Raw genomic sequence first — 22,026 nt, 5'->3', positions numbered from 1 at the left:
ACAAAAAATGAATATTACAGTATTTGACGATCTGGAAAAACTGTACACAGAGGCAGCAGATGCATTTGTTGACCTTTCAAAAAAATCTATTCAAAAAAGCGGGCGTTTTGTGGTGGCACTCAGTGGCGGTTCTTCCCCAAAAGCCATTTTCAAACTATTGGCAACTCCGGAATATAAAGAACAGATTGAATGGAATAAGGTATACTTTTTCTGGGTTGATGAACGTTGGGTTCCTTTACAAGATGATAAAAGCAATTTCAGAATGACGGATGAGGCTCTTCTCAGCCAGGTTCCCGTTGATAAAAACCATATTTTTCCTATGTATGCTGAAGGAGTAACTCCTGAAGACTATGCAAAGACTTATGAAGAACAGATTAGAAGTGTGCTTGGGAACGAGGGTATTTTTGATTTTATCCTTTTAGGAATGGGAGATGACGGTCATACTGCCTCTTTATTTCCTGGCGAGGAGGTTTTAAATGAAAAAGAAAAGTGGGCTTCTGCTTATTATCTGAAGCCTCAGGAAATGTTCAGAATTACTTTGACTGCACCTGTGATCAATAATGCTGAAAATATCCTGGTTATTGCATTTGGTGAATCGAAAAAGCATGCATTGAATGAAGTGCTGAACGGTGAGTATAATCCATCGTTATATCCATTACAGCTTATTGAAAAAAAGGAAGGATATCATTTTTTTACAGACGAAAAAGCAAAAGGATAATAAACTAAACTTTGACCTTTAAAAATAAGAGACTGTCCTGGGACAGTCTCTCTTCATATCAACTACTCTATACCGAAACCGGTATATACAATTTTCTGTATTTCAAAATCAAAATCTAAATTTTAAAAACAGTATCATTAAAGAGCTAATGATACTGTTGCATTTAGTGTTTTTACCTTAGTTGCTTGTTTTCGAAACTTTTTAATTTTTCTCAACTCAATAGTGCTTCTATGTAAAATGGTTATTAGTTTGAAGCAAATATACAAAATAAGACACTTCTAAGTGTCTAAAATTTCAAAAAAATAAAATTATTTTAATTAAATTGATAAAAGCCTGTGATATAGGGTGTTTTAAGGTGAAAATAAAATTAAAAAAATCAACAGAATGAGTATTTATAACTTTTAAATGAAAGAAAATACGTCTGTTAAATAAAAACAGCACCATAAAAATGGTGCTGCGAGTAATGTTTTACCTCAGCCATGAAATGTTAAAAACATTTAAACTGAGAGAACTAACGGTACAATCTGATCTCACTCAACCTCACAACTTTGATCGTTCGTTTATATAAAATGGTTATTAGTTTATGCAAATATACACATTTAGACACTAAAAAGTGTCTAAAGTAAAAAAAAATTCATAAACTTGTATGATTGAAAAGTTTACCATGGAAAGAAAGTCAGCAGCAGGTAGTATCCGGAACAAGGAACGCAGTAAAAAAAAGTTTTTGGACGCAGTAGGAAAGATACTGAGAACAAAAGGACATACTGCTTTGAAAGTGACTGATATTGCTGCTACCGCCGGAGTAGACAAAAAGATGATCTATACTTATTTTGGCGGGGTAGATGGGCTTATAGATGAATATATCCGGTCTCAGGACTACTGGAGTAAAGTAACCATTGATGAAATAGAAAAGATAAAACCAAAATTGGATGACGGGGGAAAATCTTTCATGGAAGAAATGCTTCTGTCACAATTTGATTATGTTTACAAAAGCAAAGAAGCGCAGAAATTACTTCTATGGCGCATCTCGGAATCCAGAAAATCACTAAGAAAACTGACCGACACCCAGGAAGAAAATGGTGAATATATTTTTAAACTGCTGATGGATCCTTATTTTAAAGAAAATAGTGAAGAATTACGTTCGATAATGGCTATCCTGGTTTCCGGACTTTATTATCTGAATATGTACTCTGCCATAAACGGCAGTATCTTCTGTGGAATAGACGTGGATACTTCCAGCGGACGGGAAAAAATCAAAAAAGCAATCTCCTTTTTATTGAATCAGACTTATGAGAATCTGTAATATTCGGTGTGTTATAACCTCAGGAATTAAATTTCGGTAAAAAACAAAACCATTAGAAATTTCTAATGGTCAATTGTGTTGTTGTGTTTCTACCTTAGTGTTTCGTGTTCGAAATTGTCTTAAAGTAAGGGAACCTAAATAAAACAGTCTGAATTGTCTTATTTTTCAACCTAAAAGTGTTTTAAAATATATAGATGGTTTTAGTTTGTACAAATATATAAAATAAGACACTATAAAGTGTTTAAAATAGTGAAAATTTTCTTTATTTTATTTAATGTGCTGAATTGCAGTATATTAATTTTATAATAATAAGAAGTTATTCTTTTGAATGATGCTGATATTCCAATTTGATCATATAAGAAAAGACAGAAAATCTTTTTAAAATAAGATTTACATTTCAGTAATTGAAGAGAATAAGTTAAAATTTCTATTGAAAAGTATTTTATTTAATATCATATCAGCTTTCTGAGAATAAAACAGCACCATTAAATAAAATGATGCTGTTGGGTTGTGTTTTACCCCAGTCGTTTATGTTCGAAACATTTTAAACTGAGGGAACTAACGATACAATCTGAATAGTTTTATTTTTCAATCTCGATAGTGTTTTTATATAATGGATGGTTTTAGTTTTTGCAAATATATATAAATAGTTGAAATTAGACACTCGAAGGTGTCTAAAATAATAAAAAATTTTCTTAAACTTGTATATTGAATGTTTAGTCATGGAAAGAAAGTCAGCATCAGGGAGTATTAGAAACAAAGAACGCAGTAAGAAAAAATTTTTAGATGCAGTTGGAAAAATTCTGAAAACGAAAGGACATGCAGGATTGAAGATCAACGATATCGCTGCAACTGCCGGGGTAGATAAGAAAATGATCTATACCTATTTTGGCGGTATGGATGGTCTGATGGACGAATATGTCCGTACACAGGACTTTTGGGTGAAAGTAACGAGTGAGGAAGTAGAAAAGATGAAACCGAACCTGGAAGATGGAGGAAGAGAATTTATCGAGCACATGCTGCTTTCACAATTTGATCACGTATACACCAACAAGGAGGCTCAAAAACTATTGTTGTGGACTATTTCCGAACCCAGAAAATCATTAAAAAAACTAATTGATACCCAGGAGGAAAACGGAGAATATATCTTCAAATTATTGATGGAATCCCGTTTCAAAGATAAAATGGATACCTATCGCTCTATCATGGCGATTATGGTTTCAGGGCTTTATTACCTCAATATGTTTGCCTCTCTGAATGGCAGTATTTTCTGCGGGATAGACACCAATACACCTGAAGGACGTGAAAAGATCAAAAAAGCAGTATCCTTCATGGTGGACCAAACCTACGAGAATCTTTAATATATCTTAGAAAACATAAAAAAAGAGGCAATAATCAGCCTCTTTTTTGTATAATATTGATGATATTCTATCCTTTATGATATGGACATCCTGAAGTTGCACTGGAATTTTCACCAGTATTGAAGAACTGTTCTTCAATCACTTTTCTCTGATCTTCAGGGATGTCTGCTAACTTACGAAGCGTATTGACCTGGATATGAGGCCAGCTTGTGGTACCTCCATCATTCCCGAAATCAAATTCGAAGAATACAATTTGCTCATATTGCAGCTGAAGAACCTCTTTCCCATCTTCAATAATGGTTTCAATCCACATATCCATATCCACTTCAACAGTAGGAACAAAACGGTTTACAAAAGGAACATTTAAAATACCTCCCTGTGCGCCGGTTTTCATTTTGGAAGACATTCTCACATGTACATAATTGCTGACCTTCTGACCTCTTAATGTATCCCTGAGCCTTAGATCAGGTCGTACAGAATAAGGATATAAATCATCTGCGAGTATTCTCTGGGTGTAGATTTTATTTGACCCCGGATCATTATCATCATTAAGGGTTTCATGAACCCAATCCGGTGCAGGTTTGTCAAGATCAATGATGTCTTCAGGTGTTACTCCTGCATTCCCCATCGTACGTGAAATGGAAAGGTGATTCGTTTCCCAGGCTTCTTTACCATAAGGAAATTGAGGAGAGCCTTCCACTAAATAGAAGGTTGTATTATCTTTATTTTGAGGAATAATATCTCCCAATAATGTAATGGTACTTCCATGAGGAATAACGCCACTTCGGGAAATAGAGTAGTCCGGGATGAAATAAGGACCATCAAGTCCTGCTCCCGGCTTGAGTTCCTGTGCCGGAATAATCTCGTAATAAGGCTGTCCCGGCTGCAGCTGGCTTTGAAGAATATATTTGGGGTTGGCTTCTCCGTCTGGTGTTATCCTTAGCAAAGGCTCATCTCTGTATTCGCCGGTATATCCATATTTCGCATCTTCTGTTGAAACAGCATGAATACCACGATCTCTTTCAATAGACTCTTTGGTTGCTGCATGATTATAAACATCACTCAGCCATAGATACATTCCGTTTTCTTCGTGGATAGGGGTGTATTTCAAAGCATCTTGTCCCTGTACAGTGTTAACGCTCTTTATGCTTTGCTCATATTTAACAGCTCCACAGAAAAGTTCACTCGCACCACCACGGTTACGAACTCCACCGGGAACGATTGAAAATGTTAGTTTCTCAATATATTCTTCACTATCAAAAGCGAATTTTCCGGGAATTGTTCCTGAATTGGTTCCTGGAGAAGGCATAATGGTAGTATGCACCCCGCTTGCTAATGAGGGTTTTGTAATATCTTTATTGTAATTAACATTATAGCTTACCCACGTACCATCCAAAGCTGCAAGGATTCCATAATCTACACTATTTTCGATGGCTTGAAGGTTATCTTCTCTGAATGGTCTCACCGGATCATCAATAAGAAGTTTTGAATATCCATCCATTAGCTCAGCCAGATTAACTTCATTTTGGCCTGGCATTTTACGGAGCAACAGTTCTTCTCCCGCTTTGGGACTTTCTTTTTTTCTTTTAAGCATGATATATCGTTTTTATGGTTATAAATCGGTGTATTCGAAAGTCGGACCTGCATTATTTTGTGAATCCAATGGTTGTTTCATCAGATTGACAGCCTGTTCTTTCAAGGCATACATGTACATAATGGATTTTTCCAATTCTCTTTGGTTTCCTTCCACAGCACTTTGTATAGCATCTAATAAACGTCTGTAAGTTTTATTAAACTCAACGCCCTGTGCATGTAATTCTTTGTTCTTAATATAATCTTCCACTTTTGGATTAGGCTTCATAGGATAGGCTTCATCCCATTCTACAGGTAGGGCTTTTCCGGTTGGTGGTGTAGTAACAGGCATCATTCCGTTTTCATCCATAAAAGGCTCATAGTTTCCACCGAGATAGAAATGCTCATGGAATACTTCTTTAAATCTGAAATAATGAGCCAGCTCCATCCCTTCTTCAAATTGTGACGGATCAACATCGAAAATAGAATCGTCAGCGCCTTCTCCCTGTCCCTTAATTTCCTGAAAAACAGCAATTACTCCATCTAGAGCTTCTACGAAATGTAATTTTCCGCCACTTCCATAGTATTGCTCAGGACGGATTTGTTTGGATGGCTTTCCTGTAAAAATTCCTCCCGTATTTAATTCTTCGAAATTCTTCGGCAGCGTTCCATGTGCTTTGTAGTAGGCAATGATTTGGAAAATAACAATATAGAAGAATAAAACATCATAATATTCACCAATAGTATGAACATTTTCCATGATGAAACCTTTCATGTTTTCAAGGGTCCACAAGTTGGTATTCTGTACGGCTGCTCTTTGAGAATATAATGCTGAAGAATCTGTTACATGGTCATATTTCGGAGCTTTTACCAAAGGTTTGGTTGGGCTTTCAATGGCAATAAAAGTGGCAATACTGTTACTTGAGAATGTTTCCAGACCTATATAGAAATCAACATTCATGGGTAATTTCATCGGATAAGTAGGGTAGTTCTCCTGTTTGTTTACAGAGGGTTGAATGTCAATTGCATTCAGGACATTGCAAACCATGATCAGGTGAAGCATTTCTTCTACGGCAACACTTCGGATGATTTGTGAAGCTAAAGCATTAGTTCCATCCTTGATAGAATACAAAGCTGTAAGATAAGGCGGAATGGTAGAATGCTCAATGAGAATGGCTGTCTGTAAAAGGTCCTGTAAAATGGGTTTATAATCAATTTCGTTTACTCCTTTTTTTAATTCAGACACTTCTGAACCGAACTGAGAACCTAAATAAGCATTAAAATCATCAATCTGATCATTCAGTAAAAGATGAGTTAATATTTTGCTGTGGTGTTTTAATCCTTCAGTCCAGTCTTCTTTGCTAAGTGTTGAATCAAATAATAGAGAAGGCAATGAAACGGCTTCTGTAGCGACCGCGTTTCTTGCGGCCATTCTTCCTGCTGTTAATGTTTCCTGTGGCTGTGCTGTTTTATTGATAAGTCTTTGTCTCATGTTGTTATTTTTTAAGTTGAGTTTCAAGATCAGCAAGGATAGATTCTACTGAACGGATTGTGAATGCTGATAATGTTAAAGTAGGATTTGAAGTTCCCAAAGTGGTCATGTTTCCTGCTCCTACAATGTATAAATTCGGGTGGTCCCAAGCCTTACAGTAGCTGTTGGTGACAGAATCCTCTGCTGTAGAACCCATTCTGTGAGTTCCTACTATATGACCTGCTCCGTTATAGGAATATCTTACTCCATTGTAGATGACAGAGTTTTTGTCTTCGGCGGTGTATGATGTGAAATCTTTAATATGTAATCTTTTGAACATCTGATCAGAAGCGTTTTTTGCCTGTTCCATAGCTTTCATTTCATATTCTGTTAATTCATAATGAATTACAGGACGCGGAATTCCAAGTACATCCAGATACTGATCATCAATGGTTACTCTGTTATTTGGATTCGGCAGCTGTTCAATCTCGAAGTGGAATAAAACCTGTTTTGAAAGTCTGTTCGTAAGTGCTTCTCTTAATTTTGCTCCGAAAAGCTTCTCCTTGGTGATAAAATAGGCAACATCTGATCCCGGAGAAAATGCCGGCCAGCCCCAGCCCCAGTTGTCAAGAGGAGAGATCCATGCAGAAAATTCACCTCTGAAGTTTCCGTCACGGAAAGACGAGATATTGGTGGTGGAACCAGGACCTCTGTATGGATAAACCGGTTCGGGGAAAAGTCCCCAGGTAAGCATTACCATATGATCCATCAGGTTTCTTCCCACCTGGTCACTGCTGTTGGCAGCCGTTTTTACAACATTATTAACGGTATATTTGGAATTCAGCAGGATTTTTGGATTCTCAAAAGCATTGGCAGCCAGAATCACAATAGCGTCTGAGGTGTCAATAGATTCTTCAACAAAATCTGTTTTTTCCTTTGAAGTATACCTTCTCAGATGAACTTTGGAAATTTTCTCTTTATCATTCTGGTCAACACTTAATCTGTACACAACACTCTGAGCCTGAATCTGCATGTATGGATTACGCTTAAGGTTTTCATTATCATTAAGCTTATACAATGCCTTTTTCAAGGTCTTTAAAGCATTGTATTTAGCCTGAACCGGACAGATGGGAACGCAAGACGCATTTCCTTCACAGCGCTCGCCCATATAAGGATTCCAGACAGAACCGAGAGCCTTATATTCTTCTTTTTCAGAGCTGTCCAAAACCAGTTTGTAACCCGATTCTTTTGGTTCGGCTTTGATGATCTTTGTTTTCCCGTATTTTGGATTCGGAATAGAATTTCTTCCCTGAGGAGATGGTATCATCATCAAAGGAATCTCTCCGGAGCTTAGCTTTACACTCGTACCTTTAAGCCCATCAATGATCTTATGATCCATATAACTTTGCGGAATTTCTTCCATCGGGAATACATAATCTCCATAATATTGTTCCCTATTCTCCAAAATTGGATATTCCTGTTTTGAAACATCTCCGGAAACCCCGATTTCAAATTCTGCCATTTCATAATAAGGCCTTAATTCTTCATAATCTATCGGCCAATTAACCGGACTTGGCTTATCGGAATTCGGCTGGGGAATGGTAATACCATATTTCTCGGTAAGTTTGAAATCATTCGGAAGCATTCTTGGAGTCGTTCCCAGCCAGTGAAGGGTCGTTCCGCCTCCCACTCTGATGGCATCACTTGCGAACGGCATTGGTCCGAATTGTACCAGATATCCTTTTTTATCTGGAAAGGGCTGAACAATGTGCTCCATATCCAGAACATTTGGAGAAGGTGCCTGCTTCAAATTCGGATAAGGAGAGTTGGGAACTTTGGCTTCTTCTCTGTAAAAAGTACGGATATACTCATTGTAAGTGGTCATTGAGGATACGGAATCCAGTTCAATACCAGCTTCCAGACCCGCTTCATACATAAGGATTGATATTTCCCTGATATTATCCGATTTTCCTGCATCTGCACGGTGGATCATTTTACCTTTTGTTACGTCAAATACATGATCAGTCAGCAGTTTTGCGATTAATGATCCTGCGATCCCCGTTCCTACGATGATCACATCTTTTTTGTTATTTGTTGGATTCATGAGTTGCTGTTTACAGGTTTTATATTCCACGATTTGTAGCCAGGCTGTTTTGCTCCGGGCGGATGAGAATGCATCAGGTTCCAGACAAGACCTTCTTTGTAAGAAAGATCATTGATATAAGCGCCTTCCCAGGTTCCCAGATACCACATGGTGATCACTTTTCCGGAAATATCATTCATTCCGGGATTGGAGATAATTTCGGATTGAATAGCCTTATTCAATTCATCTTTACCGGAATGTTTTTCAAGAATGTTTTTAGATACAGTAAGGAATTCTACGAAAGTAGCGGCATCTAAGCTTTTGAGAATGTAGGTGTAATAGGTTTCTGCCAAACCTGTAGACTGTAACTCGTTTACAGTAAACCCGGCAAGCGCTTCCGAGATAGACATAAACACGTCGAAATAATAATCGTCGACGTTGAGGATTTTGTTAATAATATTCATTTCGTTAAAAATTTGGGTTAGATATCTTCAACTCCTTTCAACAGGAAGTTATCATACCGATTGATCTATAGCTGCCGGATTTTCAGATACCATTTCTCTTCCAGAAATGAATGCATACTTTTCAAGCTATCCATAGTTGTCAGTTTTTGTTTATCCGAAATTAATCAGATCCTCTCAGATTAGATTCAGTATTTCTACGTAATTTACAATGGTGTAATTTTAATTTTTTGTAACAAATCCTTTATTCATGGTGTTTTTAAAGCGCTGTGTTTTCACCTAGTTTAGAATTATTTTAAATAATAGGGTAGGATTTATTACCCTTAAAAAGAGTATTAGAAGTCTCATTTGTGAAAATAAAATATTGAAATTGTGTGAGATGTAATTATTTTTTTTAATTAAAAATGAAATAATCTTACCTTTAGACATCAGGGAATATATTGCTGTAAAGTGTAATAATAAAAGTTATTCTGTACTTATCTGTTGAAATAAACCCTGATAAACGTATAAATTATAACCATGAAAAAACTTACTTTTAGTGTACTGTGTTTCATTTCTCTGACATTGTCTGCACAAGGATCAAACAAAAAGGAGGAGGCAGTTGCTCAATCTACCAACAATATCCATCAATCTGTTCAGATTGAAACAGACAGGATATTTGATAAATTGGTTAATATCAGAAGAGAATTTCATGAAAATCCAGAATTGGCAGGTTATGAAAAGCAAACTCAGGAAAGAATTAAACAATATTTACTTGATCTGGGGTTGGAAGTTAAGACCGGTGGATATGGTTACAGCGTTGTAGGGATTCTGAAAGGAGATCAAAAAGGCAAAAAAATAGTCTGGAGATCAGATATGGATGCATTACCCAATGATTATCCTGATCCTGAAGTTTTCAAATCGAAAATAAAAGGTATTCAGCATGGCTGCGGTCATGATATACATATGGCGGTTGGATTAGGAATTGCTGAAGTTCTTTCAAAAAATAAAAAATCCTTAAAAGGAACCGTCTATTTTATATTTCAACCTGAAGAAGAAACTTTCAAGGGAGCTAAAGAAATGTTGGATAAAGGCTTGCTTTCTATAATAAATCCTGACGAAATATATGGATTGCATGTAACGGCCATACCTGTAGGACAGATAATGGTGAAACCAAATGAAATGTTTGCCTATCAGAAGAAAATAAGGATTCAGTTAAAAAATGGATTATCCGAAGATGAAACAAAAGGGTTAACGAAAAAGATCAGTAATTTTCTCTACCGTATTCAGCCTGAAGCTAAGCCCTGGGAACTACAATCTATTATTGATTCTAAAATTGGCTTGGCAAATCCTGATACTATTTTTAAAGACTATCTGTTCATGGATGGAAAATTTACGGCCTATTCTAAGAATAATGAGTCCTTTTTTGAAACCTATCTGTATGAGACGAATTCTTCTAATTTAGATAAAATAATTCCTGGAGTTCAGAAAATTATAGAAGATAACGGATATAAAGACAAGCTTCTTTCTGTTTCATTTGTACAGGGAAATCCAACGGTTATCAATGATGAAAAGCTTACAAAATCAGCCACGGAAATTCTTCAGAATCTCTATGGAAAAAATACAGTTGCTATAGATTATGGACAGGTTCCATTTTTTAATGATGATTTCTCTTATTTTCAACAGAAAATAGCAGGCGTTTACTTTTTTCTAGGAGGTTCCAATTTTGAAAAAGGAGTGATTGCCATGAATCATTCTCCTAACTTTCAGGTAGATGAAGAAAGTATCAGAACCGGAGTAAGAAGCTTTTCATCGTTACTTATTGAACGTCTTAACAGGAATTAATTTTTCACCGCAATGGCGTCTATCTCGAACAACATCCCAGGTAAAGCCAGTTGGTTCACAGGAATAAGTGTGCTTGTAGGCAAGAATGATTCTTTCCATACTTTCTTAGCTTCTTCCGCCCATATCTTAAGTTTTTCCTGGTTGTGATCAACGATAAGAAGAGTGATTTTTACAACATTATCAAACGTCATAGAATGGCTCTGTAAAACGATTTTTAAATTTTTCAAAGCATTCTGAACCTGTATTTTAAAATCATCAGCCAACAGATGATTTTCTCCTGTACCGCCGCTCTGTCCGGATATAAAACACATCTGGAAAGGAGATTTCACAGAAATACTGTGTGAAAAACCATAAGGCCCAGGATTAAACAGTTCTGCAGGATTGATCAGCTGAGGTTGTTTATTATTTTCCATAATTTTTATTTTAATCCAGTAAAAATGAGAGATAAAAACAAGGAAAGTCTTTACATATGTTGAGGAAAATATTCTTTTAATTGTATAGATTACTTTTTCAATGATAATGAAGGCTTAGTAAAAAAATGCTGTCTCAAAAACCAAATAATTTAGTTTTTGTCATTCTGACGAAAGAAGAATCTTTTTGACACTCGCTCAGATTAGATTCTTCATTATATTTTATATCATTCAGAATGACAGTTTGAGACAGCATTTTTAATTTTTTACTCTACAACAATACTTTCAATCCCTTTTTGCAGCGCCGTATCCTGAATAACCGGAACAGAAAGACCTTCTGCACGAACAACAGAAATATCAGTCATTCCCATAAATCCAAGAGTTTGCTTTAAGTAAGGAACTACAAAATCGTAGGCCTGTCTTTCTCCTTCAGAATATACTCCGCCACTTGAAAAAGCAAGGTATACTTTCTTATTCTTTACCAGACCTTCGGGACCATTTTCACTGTAGCTGAACGTCTTTCCTGCTCTCGCAATGTGATCAAGCCATGATTTAAGAGTGGATGTGATACTGAAATTGTATAGTGGAGCTTCAATGATGATGATGTCTGCTTCATGAAGTTCATCAATTACTGTATCAGAAAGCTTTACCGTTTCCAACTGCTCAGAAGTACGGTTTTCGGCCGGAGTGAAAAATGCATTGATATGGCTTTCTTCTAAATGAGGAAAAAGCGGGTTGGCCAGATCACGTTTTTTAAAAACACTGTCAGGATATTTTGCCGTGATTTTTTCTACAACAGCATTTCCCAGTTTTTTACTGATGGAAGACTCGCTTCTTGGGCTAGAGATAATATGAAGTACTCGTTTCATTTTTATTTTTTTTTAAAATTGATGTTTCAAAATTATCTATATTTACTAATAAAAATATAGTAGTTACCAAAAGGTTAGTAATAACATTTAGGTTAGTAACCAGATAAAACAGAGACAATGGAAGAAGAAAAAATAGTGTATTCAAGGCCGCAATGCAGTACGCATCTGGCTGCTACTGAGGATGCTTTATATGTTTTGGGGGGCAGGTGGACCATTAGAGTAATGATTGCTATTTTAGGCGGACATACCCGCTTCAATGAATTACAGCGAACCATCAATGGAATCTCGGCAAGAGTCTTGTCCAGCGAATTGAAAAAGCTGGAAGTGAATCATTTAGTTGAAAGAACTGTTCTTACCGATCAGAAACCGGTGTTGGTAGAATATGTTCCTACAGAATACAGTGAGTCCCTGAAAGATGTGATTGCTGCTCTGGCAGACTGGGGTACAAAACATAAAAAGAAAATTACAGCATAATAAAAAAGAGTAGTGTTGATGTCAAAAATCATTTTTTCTTTGGTATTTGATCAGTTGCAACATTGCTTATACTTTAAGTATTTTTACTCAAATTAATAATGGCAAGATGATTATATATGAAGACTTATTATTTTCCCGGGGAGCCATTCTGGAAAAATATGATGCGGCAGATATTATTTTTAAAGAAGGAACTGTAGCTAAATATTATTTCCAGATCAGGTATGGTACTGTGAAATTGAATACTTTTTTAGAAGACGGAAAAGAATTTGTTCATGGATTCCCTTTTGATGGACACTGCATTGGTGAAAGCTATTTATTTACAGATCATTATTATGCAATCAATGCTATTGCCATTACTGAGTGTGAGATTATTAAGATTTCCAAAGCAAAATTTCTGCAGATACTGTTGGAAAAACCGGATTTAATGCTGGAGATTAATAAATATATGGCTGCCAGAATGCATTTCAGATTTATGATTTCCAGCTTTCTTGCTATTTCAGATCCTATTGTGAAGCTTACAAAGCTTTTTGATCATATTAAAAATTATTTCGGATTCGAAGAAACCTATTCCTTTCTGATTCCTTATACCAGACAGCAAATAGCTACCTTAACCGGTCTTCGGGTAGAAACGGTGATCAGGTATGTCAAGAAAATGCAGGAACAGGAACTTGTTAAAATTGAAAGTACTAAAATTTATTATTAGCTTTTACGCATTCATTTTTAAAAACCTTATTATTTTAAAATAAGTACGGGCTGATGGGTGTTCTGGTAGATTCCCTCAGAAATACTTCTGCTTGCCAGATAATACAGAAAGCTATGCTGACCTGGCAAAGCTATAATAAGATCCGCTTCATTAGAGGCTGCAAAGGACAGAATTCCCTTAATAACATTTTCATCATGAGAATAATGAATACTGCTTGGAATCTCCGTTAAACGTTCACGAATATACTCTTCCAGCTCTCTTTTTTTGTCCTCATCCTCTTTCTCATTGGTATTGATATTCAAAAACATCAGACGTACATCCTGTTTGTGGATAACAGATTTGTGATGAAACAGTCTTTCTAATCTTTTAATTCCCTTTATATCACAAGGAATAAATATATTTTTGATAGGAGTGTAGTGATAGCTGTTGGGAACAATTAAGGTCTTCACAGGACTCGTTCTTGCAATGCTGATAATATTCTCGGAAACAAAGCTCTCAGTAGAAGAAGTCTGGTCGTCACTTCCCAGGATAATCAGCTCTACAGAAGGCTGGTTTTTTAAAAGTTCATTGATGCTTCTGGTAAGAGCCCAGTCGCTTAATATCCTGGAAACTTTAATTTCAGGTGACTTTTCTGTAATAATACTGCTTAACTGATCAAATAGTGATTCTGTCCTTTGCAGTAAATTATTGACATTTTCTTCATTCACAAATGAATGTCCTTCTGCAATATGCAGATAATCAAACTCAGATTCTCCTGCTGTTTTGAGTAAGATGATGTTTTGATATTCGTAGGTTTTTGCCCAATCTGCGGCAACTCTTACTGCATTTTCCGTAGTTGATGTAAAATCAACGGGTACAAGGATTGTTCTCATATTGTATTATGTTTTGGTCCTGATTCTTCCAGGTTTGCTGTCATTTTTTTTACAAGAAGCAGCGCTTTGTAAATCTCTTCCGTATCAATATCTCCAGCCGCTTTTTTGTAAAGATCCAATGCCCACGGATAAACGGTTTCTATAATCTGTTGACCTTTCGGAGTCAAAAAGACCTGTTTATTTCTTCTGTCATTTTTATCAGCAATCCGCTCAACAAGATCACGTTTTACAAGGCTGTTGATGAGATAAGTAATGCTTGATTTGTCTTTGCTTACTTTATTTCCTATTTCCTGCTGGTTGATACCATTATTACGTGAAAGCAGGCCCAGAATTTCAATAAGTTCAAAAGAAAGATCCGGATCATATTCATTAATCGTGGTCTGAATCTTCTGTCGAAGCCGGCTTTTCATTTCACTCATTGCCAGGCCAAGCTCCAGAGCCAGTTCTGATATATTGTTCTGTTTTTCAGGCATGTTGTATAATAATGATATGGCAAGGTAAGAGGTGGTCTGAAAGAATTTCATCACTGCTTACCCTAACAAATATACGAAAAATTAGTTTTAATTAAAACTAATTGAAAATAAAGTATTCTATAGCAAGAGATAAGAAATAGGAAAACAGGCGCGCAGGAACAAATTTTGTAGTCTGATAACTTAGAAGTTTTTAAAAACAAGAATAATGTCTGTACTTGCGTTAAAAAGAGTATATGAAATTCCATCTCCAAACGATGGCTATCGTGTATTGGTAGACCGTTTGTGGCCAAGAGGACTTTCTGAAGAAAATGCCGATCTCAATGAGTGGGAGAAAGATCTGGCACCATCAACAGAGTTAAGACTATGGTTTCATCATTCAGTTGAATTATGGACAGAATTTTCGGAAAAATATAGGAAAGAACTCCATGAAGCTGATCTTGGCAAAGACTTTCTGAAACGCCATAAAGATCAGGAAAAAATTACACTTCTGTATGCCGCAAAAGATGAAGAACATTGCCATGCAATTATATTAAAAGAATAGCTGGAAAGTATAAAATAGAAGTAAAAAAGCAGAGATTAAATCCCTGCTTTTTCTTTTTTTACGGCTTTATTCATGATAATGATGATTCCGAAAAGGAAACATGCGATGATCAGATAACGCCAGGAAAGGTCTTTTTGTTCATTAACAGTTCCACTTACCGAAATGATAAAACTCGTTATTGAAGTGATTACATATACCAATCCACCCATCAATCCGCCAGCTGTTCCTGCATTTTTAGGAAAGTAAAGCATACTTGTCGTAAAAAAGGAGGTAAATAAAATTCCGGAACAGATGTGAATAAAAAAGGCAAAAGGAATCATAATGAAAAGGCTTTCTGCAAAATAGCTCGTGATAATCAGCCCTGCAATCAGGATAAGCTGAAGCAGGATAGGCTGTAGTATTCTTGGTTTGAAATCAAGGGTCAGTCTACGCTTCCCGATAAAACCTCCAATCATCCATGAGAACCCCAGGATTAATGTACAGTATCCGATAACTACGGGTGTAAAACGGAAGGTATTTTCAATAATAAACGGTCCGGTAATATTAAATAACATAACAATAGAGTAGCTCAATCCCAAAATGAAAATTCCCAGCATGAAAATCCTGTTTTTAAGCATCATTTTGTAAAGACTGATATTCTCCGAAAGATCCAGTTTCTTTTTCTGAGGAAGGCTTTCTTCACTAAAGAACCACTCAAACAAGAACAAAAATCCGGCATAGGCAGCCAGAAAATAAAAGTTAGCATGCCAGTTAAAAATTTTCTCAAGATAACCTCCGAGGAACGGAGCCAGAATAGGACCGCATGACCAGACAATCGTAAAGTAACTCAAATAATGTTTTACCCTCTCTGCATCATAAATATCTACAAAAATAGCACGCGTTGCCACAACAAGAACCGAAACTGCCGCACCCTGAAGAATACGAAGCAGACAGATCAGTAAAATACTGTTGGTCATCGTAATTAAAATACTCGTCAGGATCAATAAGAACAATGCAATCAATTTCGGACGGTAGCGGCCGATACTATCCAGAATTCCTCCTACAAACAATTGAGAAATTCCGTAGCTCAACAGATATGAGGTCAGAGTGATCTGAATATCTTTTTCTGAAACCATCATTTCTTTGGCCATAGAAGGGAACGATGGTAAATATATATCCGTGACAAACCCCGAAAGCGGGATAGACACGAAAGCCATAATGGTAATTAATCTGATTCTTTTTTCAGATGCTTCTCTCAACATGTTCATTCATTTTTTACTATGCAAAAATAAGTCAAGAAATATGAAAGTGAATTTTAAAAGACAAAGTAAAAATTACAAAAATCAAATATTAGGATAAATTCTTAAATTTTAATGGTGACGTCCGGGCATGTTTTTTAAAAAAGTTATTAAAATGAGCAGGCTGATCAAAACCTAATGTATAGCCAATTTGAGCGATATCCCAATTGGTATACTTCAGCAGGTTTTTAGACTCTTCAAACATCTTTTCTTTAATAATCTGTGTTGTAGTAAGATGAGTTACAGATTTCACCGAGGAATTCAGATGATTGACATGCACATTAAGATGATCAGCGAAGTCCGAAGGAGTTTTTAACGCAAGCGGATAAGCAGGGGAGTCCAAAGGAAACTGCTTGTTGAGGAGTTCATCAAATAATCTGTATAAACGCACGTTTGCAGGAAGTTCATTAGGATTGATGTCTTCCACGCGGTTTTCCAATGCCAAATGCATAACAGAAGCCAGGTTGCTTTTGATACTGCTGCAACGGAAAGGATAGGCCGAATTATTCATTTTGTAAATCTGATCAAAATAGAGGGTGGCCAGCTGGGTCTGCTCTTCGGTCAGAAAAACTACCGGCTTGCTCCATTCTTTGAACATTGAAGTCTTTTTGAACAGATTAAATTCTGAATTTCCATTAAAAAATTCTTGATTGAACAGACAGAAATACCCTTCTTGGAGATCGCTGTCACACTCCCAGGAGTAGGGAATGCTTGGAGAAGGAAAGAATAGTGCCGGACGGTCAATATACAGCTGATGGGTGCCATAATGAATGGTTCCTTTTCCAATGATAAAGCTGATTTTATAATAATCACGGCGGTTGTAAGGACTCTTAAAACTGCAGTACTTCCGCATCGAAATGTTGAAGTGGGATTTACCCATTTCAAAATCCTCAGAATCAAACATCTTGATCTGGTTCTTACGGATACGTTTGTAATAATCCTCTATGGTTTCCAGCTGATCACTCATAAGTAAAAAATTATAAAAATCAAAGATAGGCAAACTATTACTCATTTAAAATTATTTTAAGTGAGATAATAAAAATAAGAATAATAGCCTTCCTCAATATCATCAATATAAAAAAGATCTATTGATGATGAGATATACGTAAGCGCTATAAAATATACGCAAAATCTGTAAAATCAGTGGTTAAAAAAGATTGTACTAGCCTTTATTAATCTCCAGTTCCAAAATATGTGATGGAAGCTGAAATGGACCAGCTTTCGAACTGATAGTAGGTACAAACCCAGACTCTTTTAAAAATTCCGAAAGCGGATTATGATCAAGCATATTAATCCAAAGGATATCTGTGAAGCTCACAGCTGATCTGCATTTTTTCCAAAGTGACTGCCTTGTTTCAGGAAAATCAAACGCTGAAAGAATCACAAAACTGATTTCTGTTGCTCTTTTGCCATCCGGTATGCCAGGATGCAGAGAACCACTTTTTATAATGCTGTATCCGACAGGTTTTTGATCTGCATACGTCATGATCAGCTGATTGGAAAGATCATTCAGGTCGTTGATCATCTTTCTCGGATCTATTTCATTGTGAATATATTTTTTAATGTTTTCCTCACTTACAAAGTCTTTATGCAGTGTATAAACGGAAGAATCAATAATGGTTATAAGATCAGAAATTCCCTCTTCAGAACCTACTGTAAATTTTGAAATGATATCCATGGGATCTTTTTTATTCAAAATTATAAGATTAATCTGTTCAAAAAGGATACAGTTCGCTAAAATATCATCGGTACAGAAATGTATTTTTGTAAATTTGTTCAGTACAGTTGATGTGTTATGGCGAAATCTTATAAGTACGAAATTTTTACAGCAGTCATTGAGAAGCAAATCCACAGTGGGATTTTGCAGGAAAAAGACAGGCTTCCTTCTGTTCGGGAAATTAAAGAAAAATATAAGCTTAGTACAAGCTCTGTACAAAGTGGTTTTGAATACCTTATGATTAAAGGTTTAATCAGGAGCTATCCAAGGTCAGGATATTTTGTTGCAGAAATTCAGGAAGAGAATATTCCGGAAATCAGAACAAAACTGCCTGTTGTAGTAAGAGATGCAGAATTTATGAAAAGTATGATGCTGACTTCCAAAAGGACCTCGGAATCCAGTTCTTTCAACACAGCTGTTCCCGGAGATTTGCTGATTCCGCAGAAACTCATCCTCAGAACGATGCAGGAAGTGATTCGTGAAAAAGGAGCATCGTTGCTCAGGTATTACCCGTCAAATGGCCTGGAAACATTAAGGAAACAGATTGCAAAACAAATGGGAACTTACGGCAGTACTTTAAATCCTGATGAAATAATCATTACAGACGGTGCACTACAGGCACTCACAATCGCTTTGAAATCGGTCACCAAAGCTGGAGATGTGGTCGCTGTTGACAGTCCGTGTGTGTTTTCCGTACTGGAAGTAATTGCTCATCTGGAACTGAAAGTGATAGAGATTCCCATACACTACAGAAGCGGTTTTGATACGGAATATTTTAGAACAGTCTGTCAGGAAAATAACATCCGCGCTCTTGTTATAACTCCGAATTTTCATAATCCAACAGGAATGATGATGGATGACGAAACAAAAAAAGAAATTCTTGGTATTGCAAAAACTCATCAGTTGTGTATCATTGAAAATGATATGTATTCCGATCTTTATTTCGATGAACAAAGACCCCACTCTATAAAAAGCTTGGATAAAAACGGAAGCGTGATGACCTATTCATCATTTTCAAAAACATTGGCACCGGGAATACGTTTAGGCTGGCTTTATGCTGGAAATTTTTATGCAAAATCCGAAAGAGTCAGGTTTACATTAGGGCGGACGGTTTCACCCATTTATCAGGAACTGGTTTTAAAACTGCTGCAAGGAAGCAGTTATGAAAGACATTTGCGTTCATTCCGGAAAAAGCTCAACCAGCAGGCTATTCAGGTGTTGGATGCTTTAAGAAATTCCTTCCCCGAAGGTTCTTATTTTCACAGACCTCAGGGCGGATACACTATTTGGGGGCGGCTTCCGGAGAACACAGATATGGAAAAGTTCTATGAATACTGTGAAAAGCACCAGATTTTATTTACTCCCGGGAACACTTTTTCTTTTACAGATAAATATCAATTTCATTTCCGGATTGTTTTTGCAGAGCGGATTACTTCTGAAAGTATTATTTTATTACAGAAAGCAGGTGAAAAGGCTCGGGAATTGTTTCTTGCAACATAAGAACTTTATTCAAAGTAAAAGATCTAAAAATGAAGATTTAGAAACCCAAATAATGAAAAAATAAGCGAAATAAAATTCCTTTCAGAAGTCCTCAGATAAGGGTTGTAATCGTGTTCTATGATCGTTTTCAGGTGTTAAACCATCCAAAAATGCACTTTTATAGAGGTGGAAGTGAATATTTTAGCCATTTAGCTTAAACTTTTTTCACTCCAGCTAGGCTGGAATCGCCATAAAACCTATATTTGCAGCCTAAATTTTTAAATAAATGAAAGAACTAATTGAAAAAATCAACGCAGAATTTGAAGCGTTCACAACTGAGGCAAACCAACAAGCAGAAAAAGGTAACAAAGCAGCTGGTACAAGAGCTCGTAAAGCAGCTTTAGAACTAAGCAAACTGTTCAAAGACTTCAGAAAAGTTTCTGTAGAAGAAGCTAAAAAATAATTTACTTTTAGCCGGCTTTTGAAGCCGGCTTTTTTTATCCCCTCAATACAATACGTTTTGAATTTGAAATAGGGTTAAAACTCCCAGTTTATGAGGTTTTGCTGTTATTCAATATTCACCATTAAATATTTTAAGCATAACTCTTGCTTTCCTTACACTTCTGAATATATATATCTACGCGACTAACTAATTTTAATCCAAACATCATTAAAGCTGTCATATTGATAGTTTTTTATGAATTATAATTTTCAGTGGATTTTTGTTATTATTTTCATGTGAAAATATAGATAATATCATTAGAAAACCTCTTTTTTAGGCTTATTTTTTCATCATCTCCCTAATTTCCTTTATCTTTAAACCAATCAATATATATTATGAGGATAAATAGATTTTTTGCAGTGCCTGCAGTAGTGCTGGCTGCCCAGTTTTCCTGGGCTCAGGTAAAGGTGGACCCAAAAGAAAGGCTAAACCCTATCGTAAAAAGTTTTGTAGATGAAGTAAATAATAATTCCCAGCTGGAAAACCTGGCATCTGAACTGCTTGACGGGATCGGACCGCGTCTTGTAGGAACTCCCGAAATGCTGGCAGCAAATGAGTGGAGTGCCAATAAGCTTCGTTCATGGGGAGTAGATGCCAATCTTCAGCAGTTTGGAACATGGAAAGGATGGCAGAGAGGTACTACTCATGTTGATATGACATATCCGCGTGTAAAATCTCTGGCTGCTACACAGCTTGCATGGAGCCCGGCTACTAAAAAAGCAATTGAGGCAGAAGTTATTATTCTTCCAAAAGTATCTTCCAAAGCAGAATTTGAGCAATGGCTACCTTCTGCAAAAGGAAAAATAGTACTGATGGCACAATACCAGAAAATCGGACGTTCTGATGAGCAGATCAAAGAATTTGCTACACCGGAATTGTATGAAAAACTTAAAGCAGAGAAAGAACAGGTGGCTAAAGATTTTACTGCTTATGTGAAGAATATCGGATATGACAATAACAGCCTTCCAGAAGCGTTGGAGAAAGCAGGGGCGGCAGGAATTGCTATTTCAAACTGGACAGGAATCATGGGGGCTAACAGAATTTTTGGTGCCAAAACATCCAAAATTCCAATGATTGATATTGATGTGGAAGATTACGGAATGCTTTACAGGATGGCAGAAAAGGGCACTCAGCCTAAAATAAAAATTGATGCCCAGTCTAAAATACTTCCTGAAGCCAAAAGCTTTAATACAATCGGAATGATCAAAGGAAAAGAAAAACCTGATGAATACATTATTCTTTCTGCTCACCTTGATTCGTGGGATGGAGCTCAGGGCGCTACAGATAATGGAACAGGAACAATCACCATGCTGGAAACCATGAGAATTCTGAAAAAATATTATCCTAATAACAAGAGAACTATCGTCATCGGACTTTGGGGAAGCGAAGAGCAGGGATTAAACGGTTCAAGAGGTTTTGTGGCGGATAATCCTCAGATTATTAAAGGAGTGCAGGCTGCGTTTAATCAGGATAACGGGACCGGACGTGTTGTCAATATCAGCGGTCAGGGGTTTGTAAAAGCTTATGACTATGTAGGAAGATGGCTGGATGGGGTTCCAAAAGCGGTAAGAAATCATATTAAAACGGATTTTCCTGGAATGCCTGGTGGAGGAGGTTCTGATCATGCTTCATTTGTAGCAGCAGGAGTTCCCGGTATTTCCTTGGGCTCTCTGAACTGGGGTTACTTCGGGTACACCTGGCATACAACGAAAGATACGTATGACAAAATTGTTTTCGATGAGGTGAAAAATAATGTGATTTTAACTGCAGCATTAGCTTATATGGCTTCCGAAGATCCTGAATTCAGCAACAGGGAAAAGAGGGTAATGCCTCAGGATGATAAAGGGGAAACGGTAAAATGGCCGGAAGTAAAAGAGCCTAGAAGAAGTTCTAAGGATTATAAATAAAAATTTTCT

21 protein-coding genes are annotated in these 22,026 nt (G+C 36.5%); 10 read left to right on the top strand and 11 right to left on the bottom strand.

The window, feature by feature from the left end; genetic code table 11:
• Window positions 1-7: 7 nt before the first annotated feature.
• From pgl to KYG33_RS05735, 3 genes are all read left to right on the top strand, one after another.
• A complete protein-coding gene (pgl, locus tag KYG33_RS05745; protein WP_180563941.1) occupies window positions 8-718 on the top strand; it encodes a 6-phosphogluconolactonase in 711 nt (236 codons plus the stop codon).
• Window positions 719-1,382: 664 nt separating this feature from the next.
• A complete protein-coding gene (locus KYG33_RS05740; protein ID WP_077418037.1) occupies window positions 1,383-2,021 on the top strand; it encodes a TetR/AcrR family transcriptional regulator in 639 nt (212 codons plus the stop codon).
• A 722-nt stretch (window positions 2,022-2,743) separates the two neighbouring features.
• Entirely contained in the window at window positions 2,744-3,382 is a 639-nt protein-coding gene (locus tag KYG33_RS05735) for a TetR/AcrR family transcriptional regulator (RefSeq protein ID WP_077416677.1), read from the top strand.
• A 67-nt stretch (window positions 3,383-3,449) separates the two neighbouring features.
• Here the strand turns inward: KYG33_RS05735 and KYG33_RS05730 are convergent, their stop codons facing one another.
• From KYG33_RS05730 to KYG33_RS05715, 4 genes are read right to left on the bottom strand one after another with little or no spacing between them, the layout of a single operon-like run.
• On the bottom strand, window positions 3,450-4,976 hold the full coding sequence (locus tag KYG33_RS05730) for a peroxidase, FMP-type (RefSeq protein ID WP_219072829.1): 1,527 nt from the start codon (window positions 4,974-4,976) through the stop codon (window positions 3,450-3,452).
• A gap of 18 nt (window positions 4,977-4,994) precedes the next feature.
• Window positions 4,995-6,446, bottom strand: coding sequence for a ferritin-like domain-containing protein (locus tag KYG33_RS05725; RefSeq protein ID WP_219072828.1), 1,452 nt, complete (start codon window positions 6,444-6,446; stop codon window positions 4,995-4,997).
• Between the two features lie 4 nt (window positions 6,447-6,450).
• The gene (locus KYG33_RS05720) at window positions 6,451-8,529 is read right to left on the bottom strand and encodes a GMC oxidoreductase (RefSeq protein ID WP_219072827.1); all 2,079 of its coding nucleotides are present in this window, start codon (window positions 8,527-8,529) and stop codon (window positions 6,451-6,453) included.
• Window positions 8,526-8,972 carry a hypothetical protein gene (locus KYG33_RS05715; protein ID WP_180563938.1) on the bottom strand — a complete coding sequence of 149 codons (447 nt, stop codon included), beginning with the start codon at window positions 8,970-8,972 and terminating at the stop codon, window positions 8,526-8,528. Before KYG33_RS05715 ends, KYG33_RS05720 begins: the two co-directional genes overlap by 4 nt.
• A 516-nt stretch (window positions 8,973-9,488) precedes the next feature.
• Here KYG33_RS05715 and KYG33_RS05710 point away from each other — a divergent pair.
• A complete protein-coding gene (locus tag KYG33_RS05710; protein ID WP_219072826.1) occupies window positions 9,489-10,793 on the top strand; it encodes a M20 family metallopeptidase in 1,305 nt (434 codons plus the stop codon).
• On the opposite strand, the gene KYG33_RS05705 is transcribed toward KYG33_RS05710, so the two are convergent.
• Window positions 10,790-11,206 carry a RidA family protein gene (locus KYG33_RS05705; protein WP_180563936.1) on the bottom strand — a complete coding sequence of 139 codons (417 nt, stop codon included), beginning with the start codon at window positions 11,204-11,206 and terminating at the stop codon, window positions 10,790-10,792. The two genes, KYG33_RS05710 and KYG33_RS05705, sit on opposite strands and share 4 nt — an antisense overlap.
• Before the next feature lie 263 nt (window positions 11,207-11,469).
• Entirely contained in the window at window positions 11,470-12,072 is a 603-nt protein-coding gene (locus KYG33_RS05700; RefSeq protein ID WP_180563935.1) for an FMN-dependent NADH-azoreductase, read from the bottom strand.
• Between the two features lie 117 nt (window positions 12,073-12,189).
• Here KYG33_RS05700 and KYG33_RS05695 point away from each other — a divergent pair, with 117 nt between their 5' ends.
• Together KYG33_RS05695 and KYG33_RS05690 are read left to right on the top strand one after the other, a co-directional pair.
• A complete protein-coding gene (locus tag KYG33_RS05695; protein ID WP_077416692.1) occupies window positions 12,190-12,546 on the top strand; it encodes a winged helix-turn-helix transcriptional regulator in 357 nt (118 codons plus the stop codon).
• A 106-nt stretch (window positions 12,547-12,652) separates the two neighbouring features.
• Window positions 12,653-13,249 carry a Crp/Fnr family transcriptional regulator gene (locus KYG33_RS05690; RefSeq protein ID WP_077416694.1) on the top strand — a complete coding sequence of 199 codons (597 nt, stop codon included), beginning with the start codon at window positions 12,653-12,655 and terminating at the stop codon, window positions 13,247-13,249.
• A gap of 29 nt (window positions 13,250-13,278) precedes the next feature.
• On the opposite strand, the gene KYG33_RS05685 is transcribed toward KYG33_RS05690, so the two are convergent.
• Together KYG33_RS05685 and KYG33_RS05680 are read right to left on the bottom strand one after the other, a co-directional pair.
• Window positions 13,279-14,121 carry a universal stress protein gene (locus tag KYG33_RS05685; protein ID WP_077416696.1) on the bottom strand — a complete coding sequence of 281 codons (843 nt, stop codon included), beginning with the start codon at window positions 14,119-14,121 and terminating at the stop codon, window positions 13,279-13,281.
• Complete coding sequence (locus KYG33_RS05680) at window positions 14,118-14,645, bottom strand: MarR family winged helix-turn-helix transcriptional regulator (protein ID WP_228408871.1); 528 nt, start codon at window positions 14,643-14,645, stop codon at window positions 14,118-14,120. Before KYG33_RS05680 ends, KYG33_RS05685 begins: the two co-directional genes overlap by 4 nt.
• A gap of 154 nt (window positions 14,646-14,799) precedes the next feature.
• On the opposite strand from KYG33_RS05680, the gene KYG33_RS05675 reads away from it, so the two are divergent.
• Window positions 14,800-15,135, top strand: a complete 336-nt coding sequence (locus KYG33_RS05675) for a DUF488 domain-containing protein (RefSeq protein WP_219072825.1) — start codon at window positions 14,800-14,802, stop codon at window positions 15,133-15,135.
• A 35-nt stretch (window positions 15,136-15,170) separates the two neighbouring features.
• Here the strand turns inward: KYG33_RS05675 and KYG33_RS05670 are convergent, their stop codons facing one another.
• The 3 genes from KYG33_RS05670 to KYG33_RS05660 all read right to left on the bottom strand — a co-directional run bounded on the left by KYG33_RS05670 (window position 15,171) and on the right by KYG33_RS05660 (window position 18,090).
• Window positions 15,171-16,376 carry an MFS transporter gene (locus KYG33_RS05670; RefSeq protein ID WP_219072824.1) on the bottom strand — a complete coding sequence of 402 codons (1,206 nt, stop codon included), beginning with the start codon at window positions 16,374-16,376 and terminating at the stop codon, window positions 15,171-15,173.
• An 88-nt stretch (window positions 16,377-16,464) separates the two neighbouring features.
• Window positions 16,465-17,379, bottom strand: coding sequence for a helix-turn-helix domain-containing protein (locus tag KYG33_RS05665; RefSeq protein WP_047385402.1), 915 nt, complete (start codon window positions 17,377-17,379; stop codon window positions 16,465-16,467).
• A gap of 195 nt (window positions 17,380-17,574) precedes the next feature.
• A complete protein-coding gene (locus tag KYG33_RS05660) occupies window positions 17,575-18,090 on the bottom strand; it encodes a hypothetical protein (RefSeq protein ID WP_180563933.1) in 516 nt (171 codons plus the stop codon).
• A 117-nt stretch (window positions 18,091-18,207) separates the two neighbouring features.
• On the opposite strand from KYG33_RS05660, the gene KYG33_RS05655 reads away from it, so the two are divergent.
• The 3 genes from KYG33_RS05655 (at window position 18,208) to KYG33_RS05645 (ending at window position 22,017) form a co-directional block, all read left to right on the top strand.
• Window positions 18,208-19,629: a PLP-dependent aminotransferase family protein gene (locus KYG33_RS05655; RefSeq protein WP_219072823.1), complete on the top strand. Its 1,422-nt coding sequence runs from the start codon at window positions 18,208-18,210 to the stop codon at window positions 19,627-19,629.
• A 265-nt stretch (window positions 19,630-19,894) separates the two neighbouring features.
• Complete coding sequence (locus KYG33_RS05650; RefSeq protein ID WP_047377485.1) at window positions 19,895-20,071, top strand: histone H1; 177 nt, start codon at window positions 19,895-19,897, stop codon at window positions 20,069-20,071.
• Between the two features lie 374 nt (window positions 20,072-20,445).
• Window positions 20,446-22,017, top strand: coding sequence for a M20/M25/M40 family metallo-hydrolase (locus KYG33_RS05645; RefSeq protein ID WP_180563931.1), 1,572 nt, complete (start codon window positions 20,446-20,448; stop codon window positions 22,015-22,017).
• The last annotated feature ends 9 nt before the right edge of the window (window positions 22,018-22,026 follow it).

It is taken from the genome of Chryseobacterium sp. D764, assembly GCF_019317325.1.
GTDB lineage: Bacteria > Bacteroidota > Bacteroidia > Flavobacteriales > Weeksellaceae > Chryseobacterium.
This window is presented reverse-complemented; position numbering and strand designations above follow the sequence as displayed.

Coding starts and splice junctions, on each gene's coding strand:
- pgl (WP_180563941.1), top strand. CDS start 8: ATGAATATTACAGTATTTGACGATCTGGAAAAACTGTACACAGAGGCA.
- KYG33_RS05740 (WP_077418037.1), top strand. CDS start 1,383: ATGGAAAGAAAGTCAGCAGCAGGTAGTATCCGGAACAAGGAACGCAGT.
- KYG33_RS05735 (WP_077416677.1), top strand. CDS start 2,744: ATGGAAAGAAAGTCAGCATCAGGGAGTATTAGAAACAAAGAACGCAGT.
- KYG33_RS05730 (WP_219072829.1), bottom strand. CDS start 4,976: ATGCTTAAAAGAAAAAAAGAAAGTCCCAAAGCGGGAGAAGAACTGTTG.
- KYG33_RS05725 (WP_219072828.1), bottom strand. CDS start 6,446: ATGAGACAAAGACTTATCAATAAAACAGCACAGCCACAGGAAACATTA.
- KYG33_RS05720 (WP_219072827.1), bottom strand. CDS start 8,529: ATGAATCCAACAAATAACAAAAAAGATGTGATCATCGTAGGAACGGGG.
- KYG33_RS05715 (WP_180563938.1), bottom strand. CDS start 8,972: ATGAATATTATTAACAAAATCCTCAACGTCGACGATTATTATTTCGAC.
- KYG33_RS05710 (WP_219072826.1), top strand. CDS start 9,489: ATGAAAAAACTTACTTTTAGTGTACTGTGTTTCATTTCTCTGACATTG.
- KYG33_RS05705 (WP_180563936.1), bottom strand. CDS start 11,206: ATGGAAAATAATAAACAACCTCAGCTGATCAATCCTGCAGAACTGTTT.
- KYG33_RS05700 (WP_180563935.1), bottom strand. CDS start 12,072: ATGAAACGAGTACTTCATATTATCTCTAGCCCAAGAAGCGAGTCTTCC.
- KYG33_RS05695 (WP_077416692.1), top strand. CDS start 12,190: ATGGAAGAAGAAAAAATAGTGTATTCAAGGCCGCAATGCAGTACGCAT.
- KYG33_RS05690 (WP_077416694.1), top strand. CDS start 12,653: ATGATTATATATGAAGACTTATTATTTTCCCGGGGAGCCATTCTGGAA.
- KYG33_RS05685 (WP_077416696.1), bottom strand. CDS start 14,121: ATGAGAACAATCCTTGTACCCGTTGATTTTACATCAACTACGGAAAAT.
- KYG33_RS05680 (WP_228408871.1), bottom strand. CDS start 14,645: ATGAAATTCTTTCAGACCACCTCTTACCTTGCCATATCATTATTATAC.
- KYG33_RS05675 (WP_219072825.1), top strand. CDS start 14,800: ATGTCTGTACTTGCGTTAAAAAGAGTATATGAAATTCCATCTCCAAAC.
- KYG33_RS05670 (WP_219072824.1), bottom strand. CDS start 16,376: ATGTTGAGAGAAGCATCTGAAAAAAGAATCAGATTAATTACCATTATG.
- KYG33_RS05665 (WP_047385402.1), bottom strand. CDS start 17,379: ATGAGTGATCAGCTGGAAACCATAGAGGATTATTACAAACGTATCCGT.
- KYG33_RS05660 (WP_180563933.1), bottom strand. CDS start 18,090: ATGGATATCATTTCAAAATTTACAGTAGGTTCTGAAGAGGGAATTTCT.
- KYG33_RS05655 (WP_219072823.1), top strand. CDS start 18,208: ATGGCGAAATCTTATAAGTACGAAATTTTTACAGCAGTCATTGAGAAG.
- KYG33_RS05650 (WP_047377485.1), top strand. CDS start 19,895: ATGAAAGAACTAATTGAAAAAATCAACGCAGAATTTGAAGCGTTCACA.
- KYG33_RS05645 (WP_180563931.1), top strand. CDS start 20,446: ATGAGGATAAATAGATTTTTTGCAGTGCCTGCAGTAGTGCTGGCTGCC.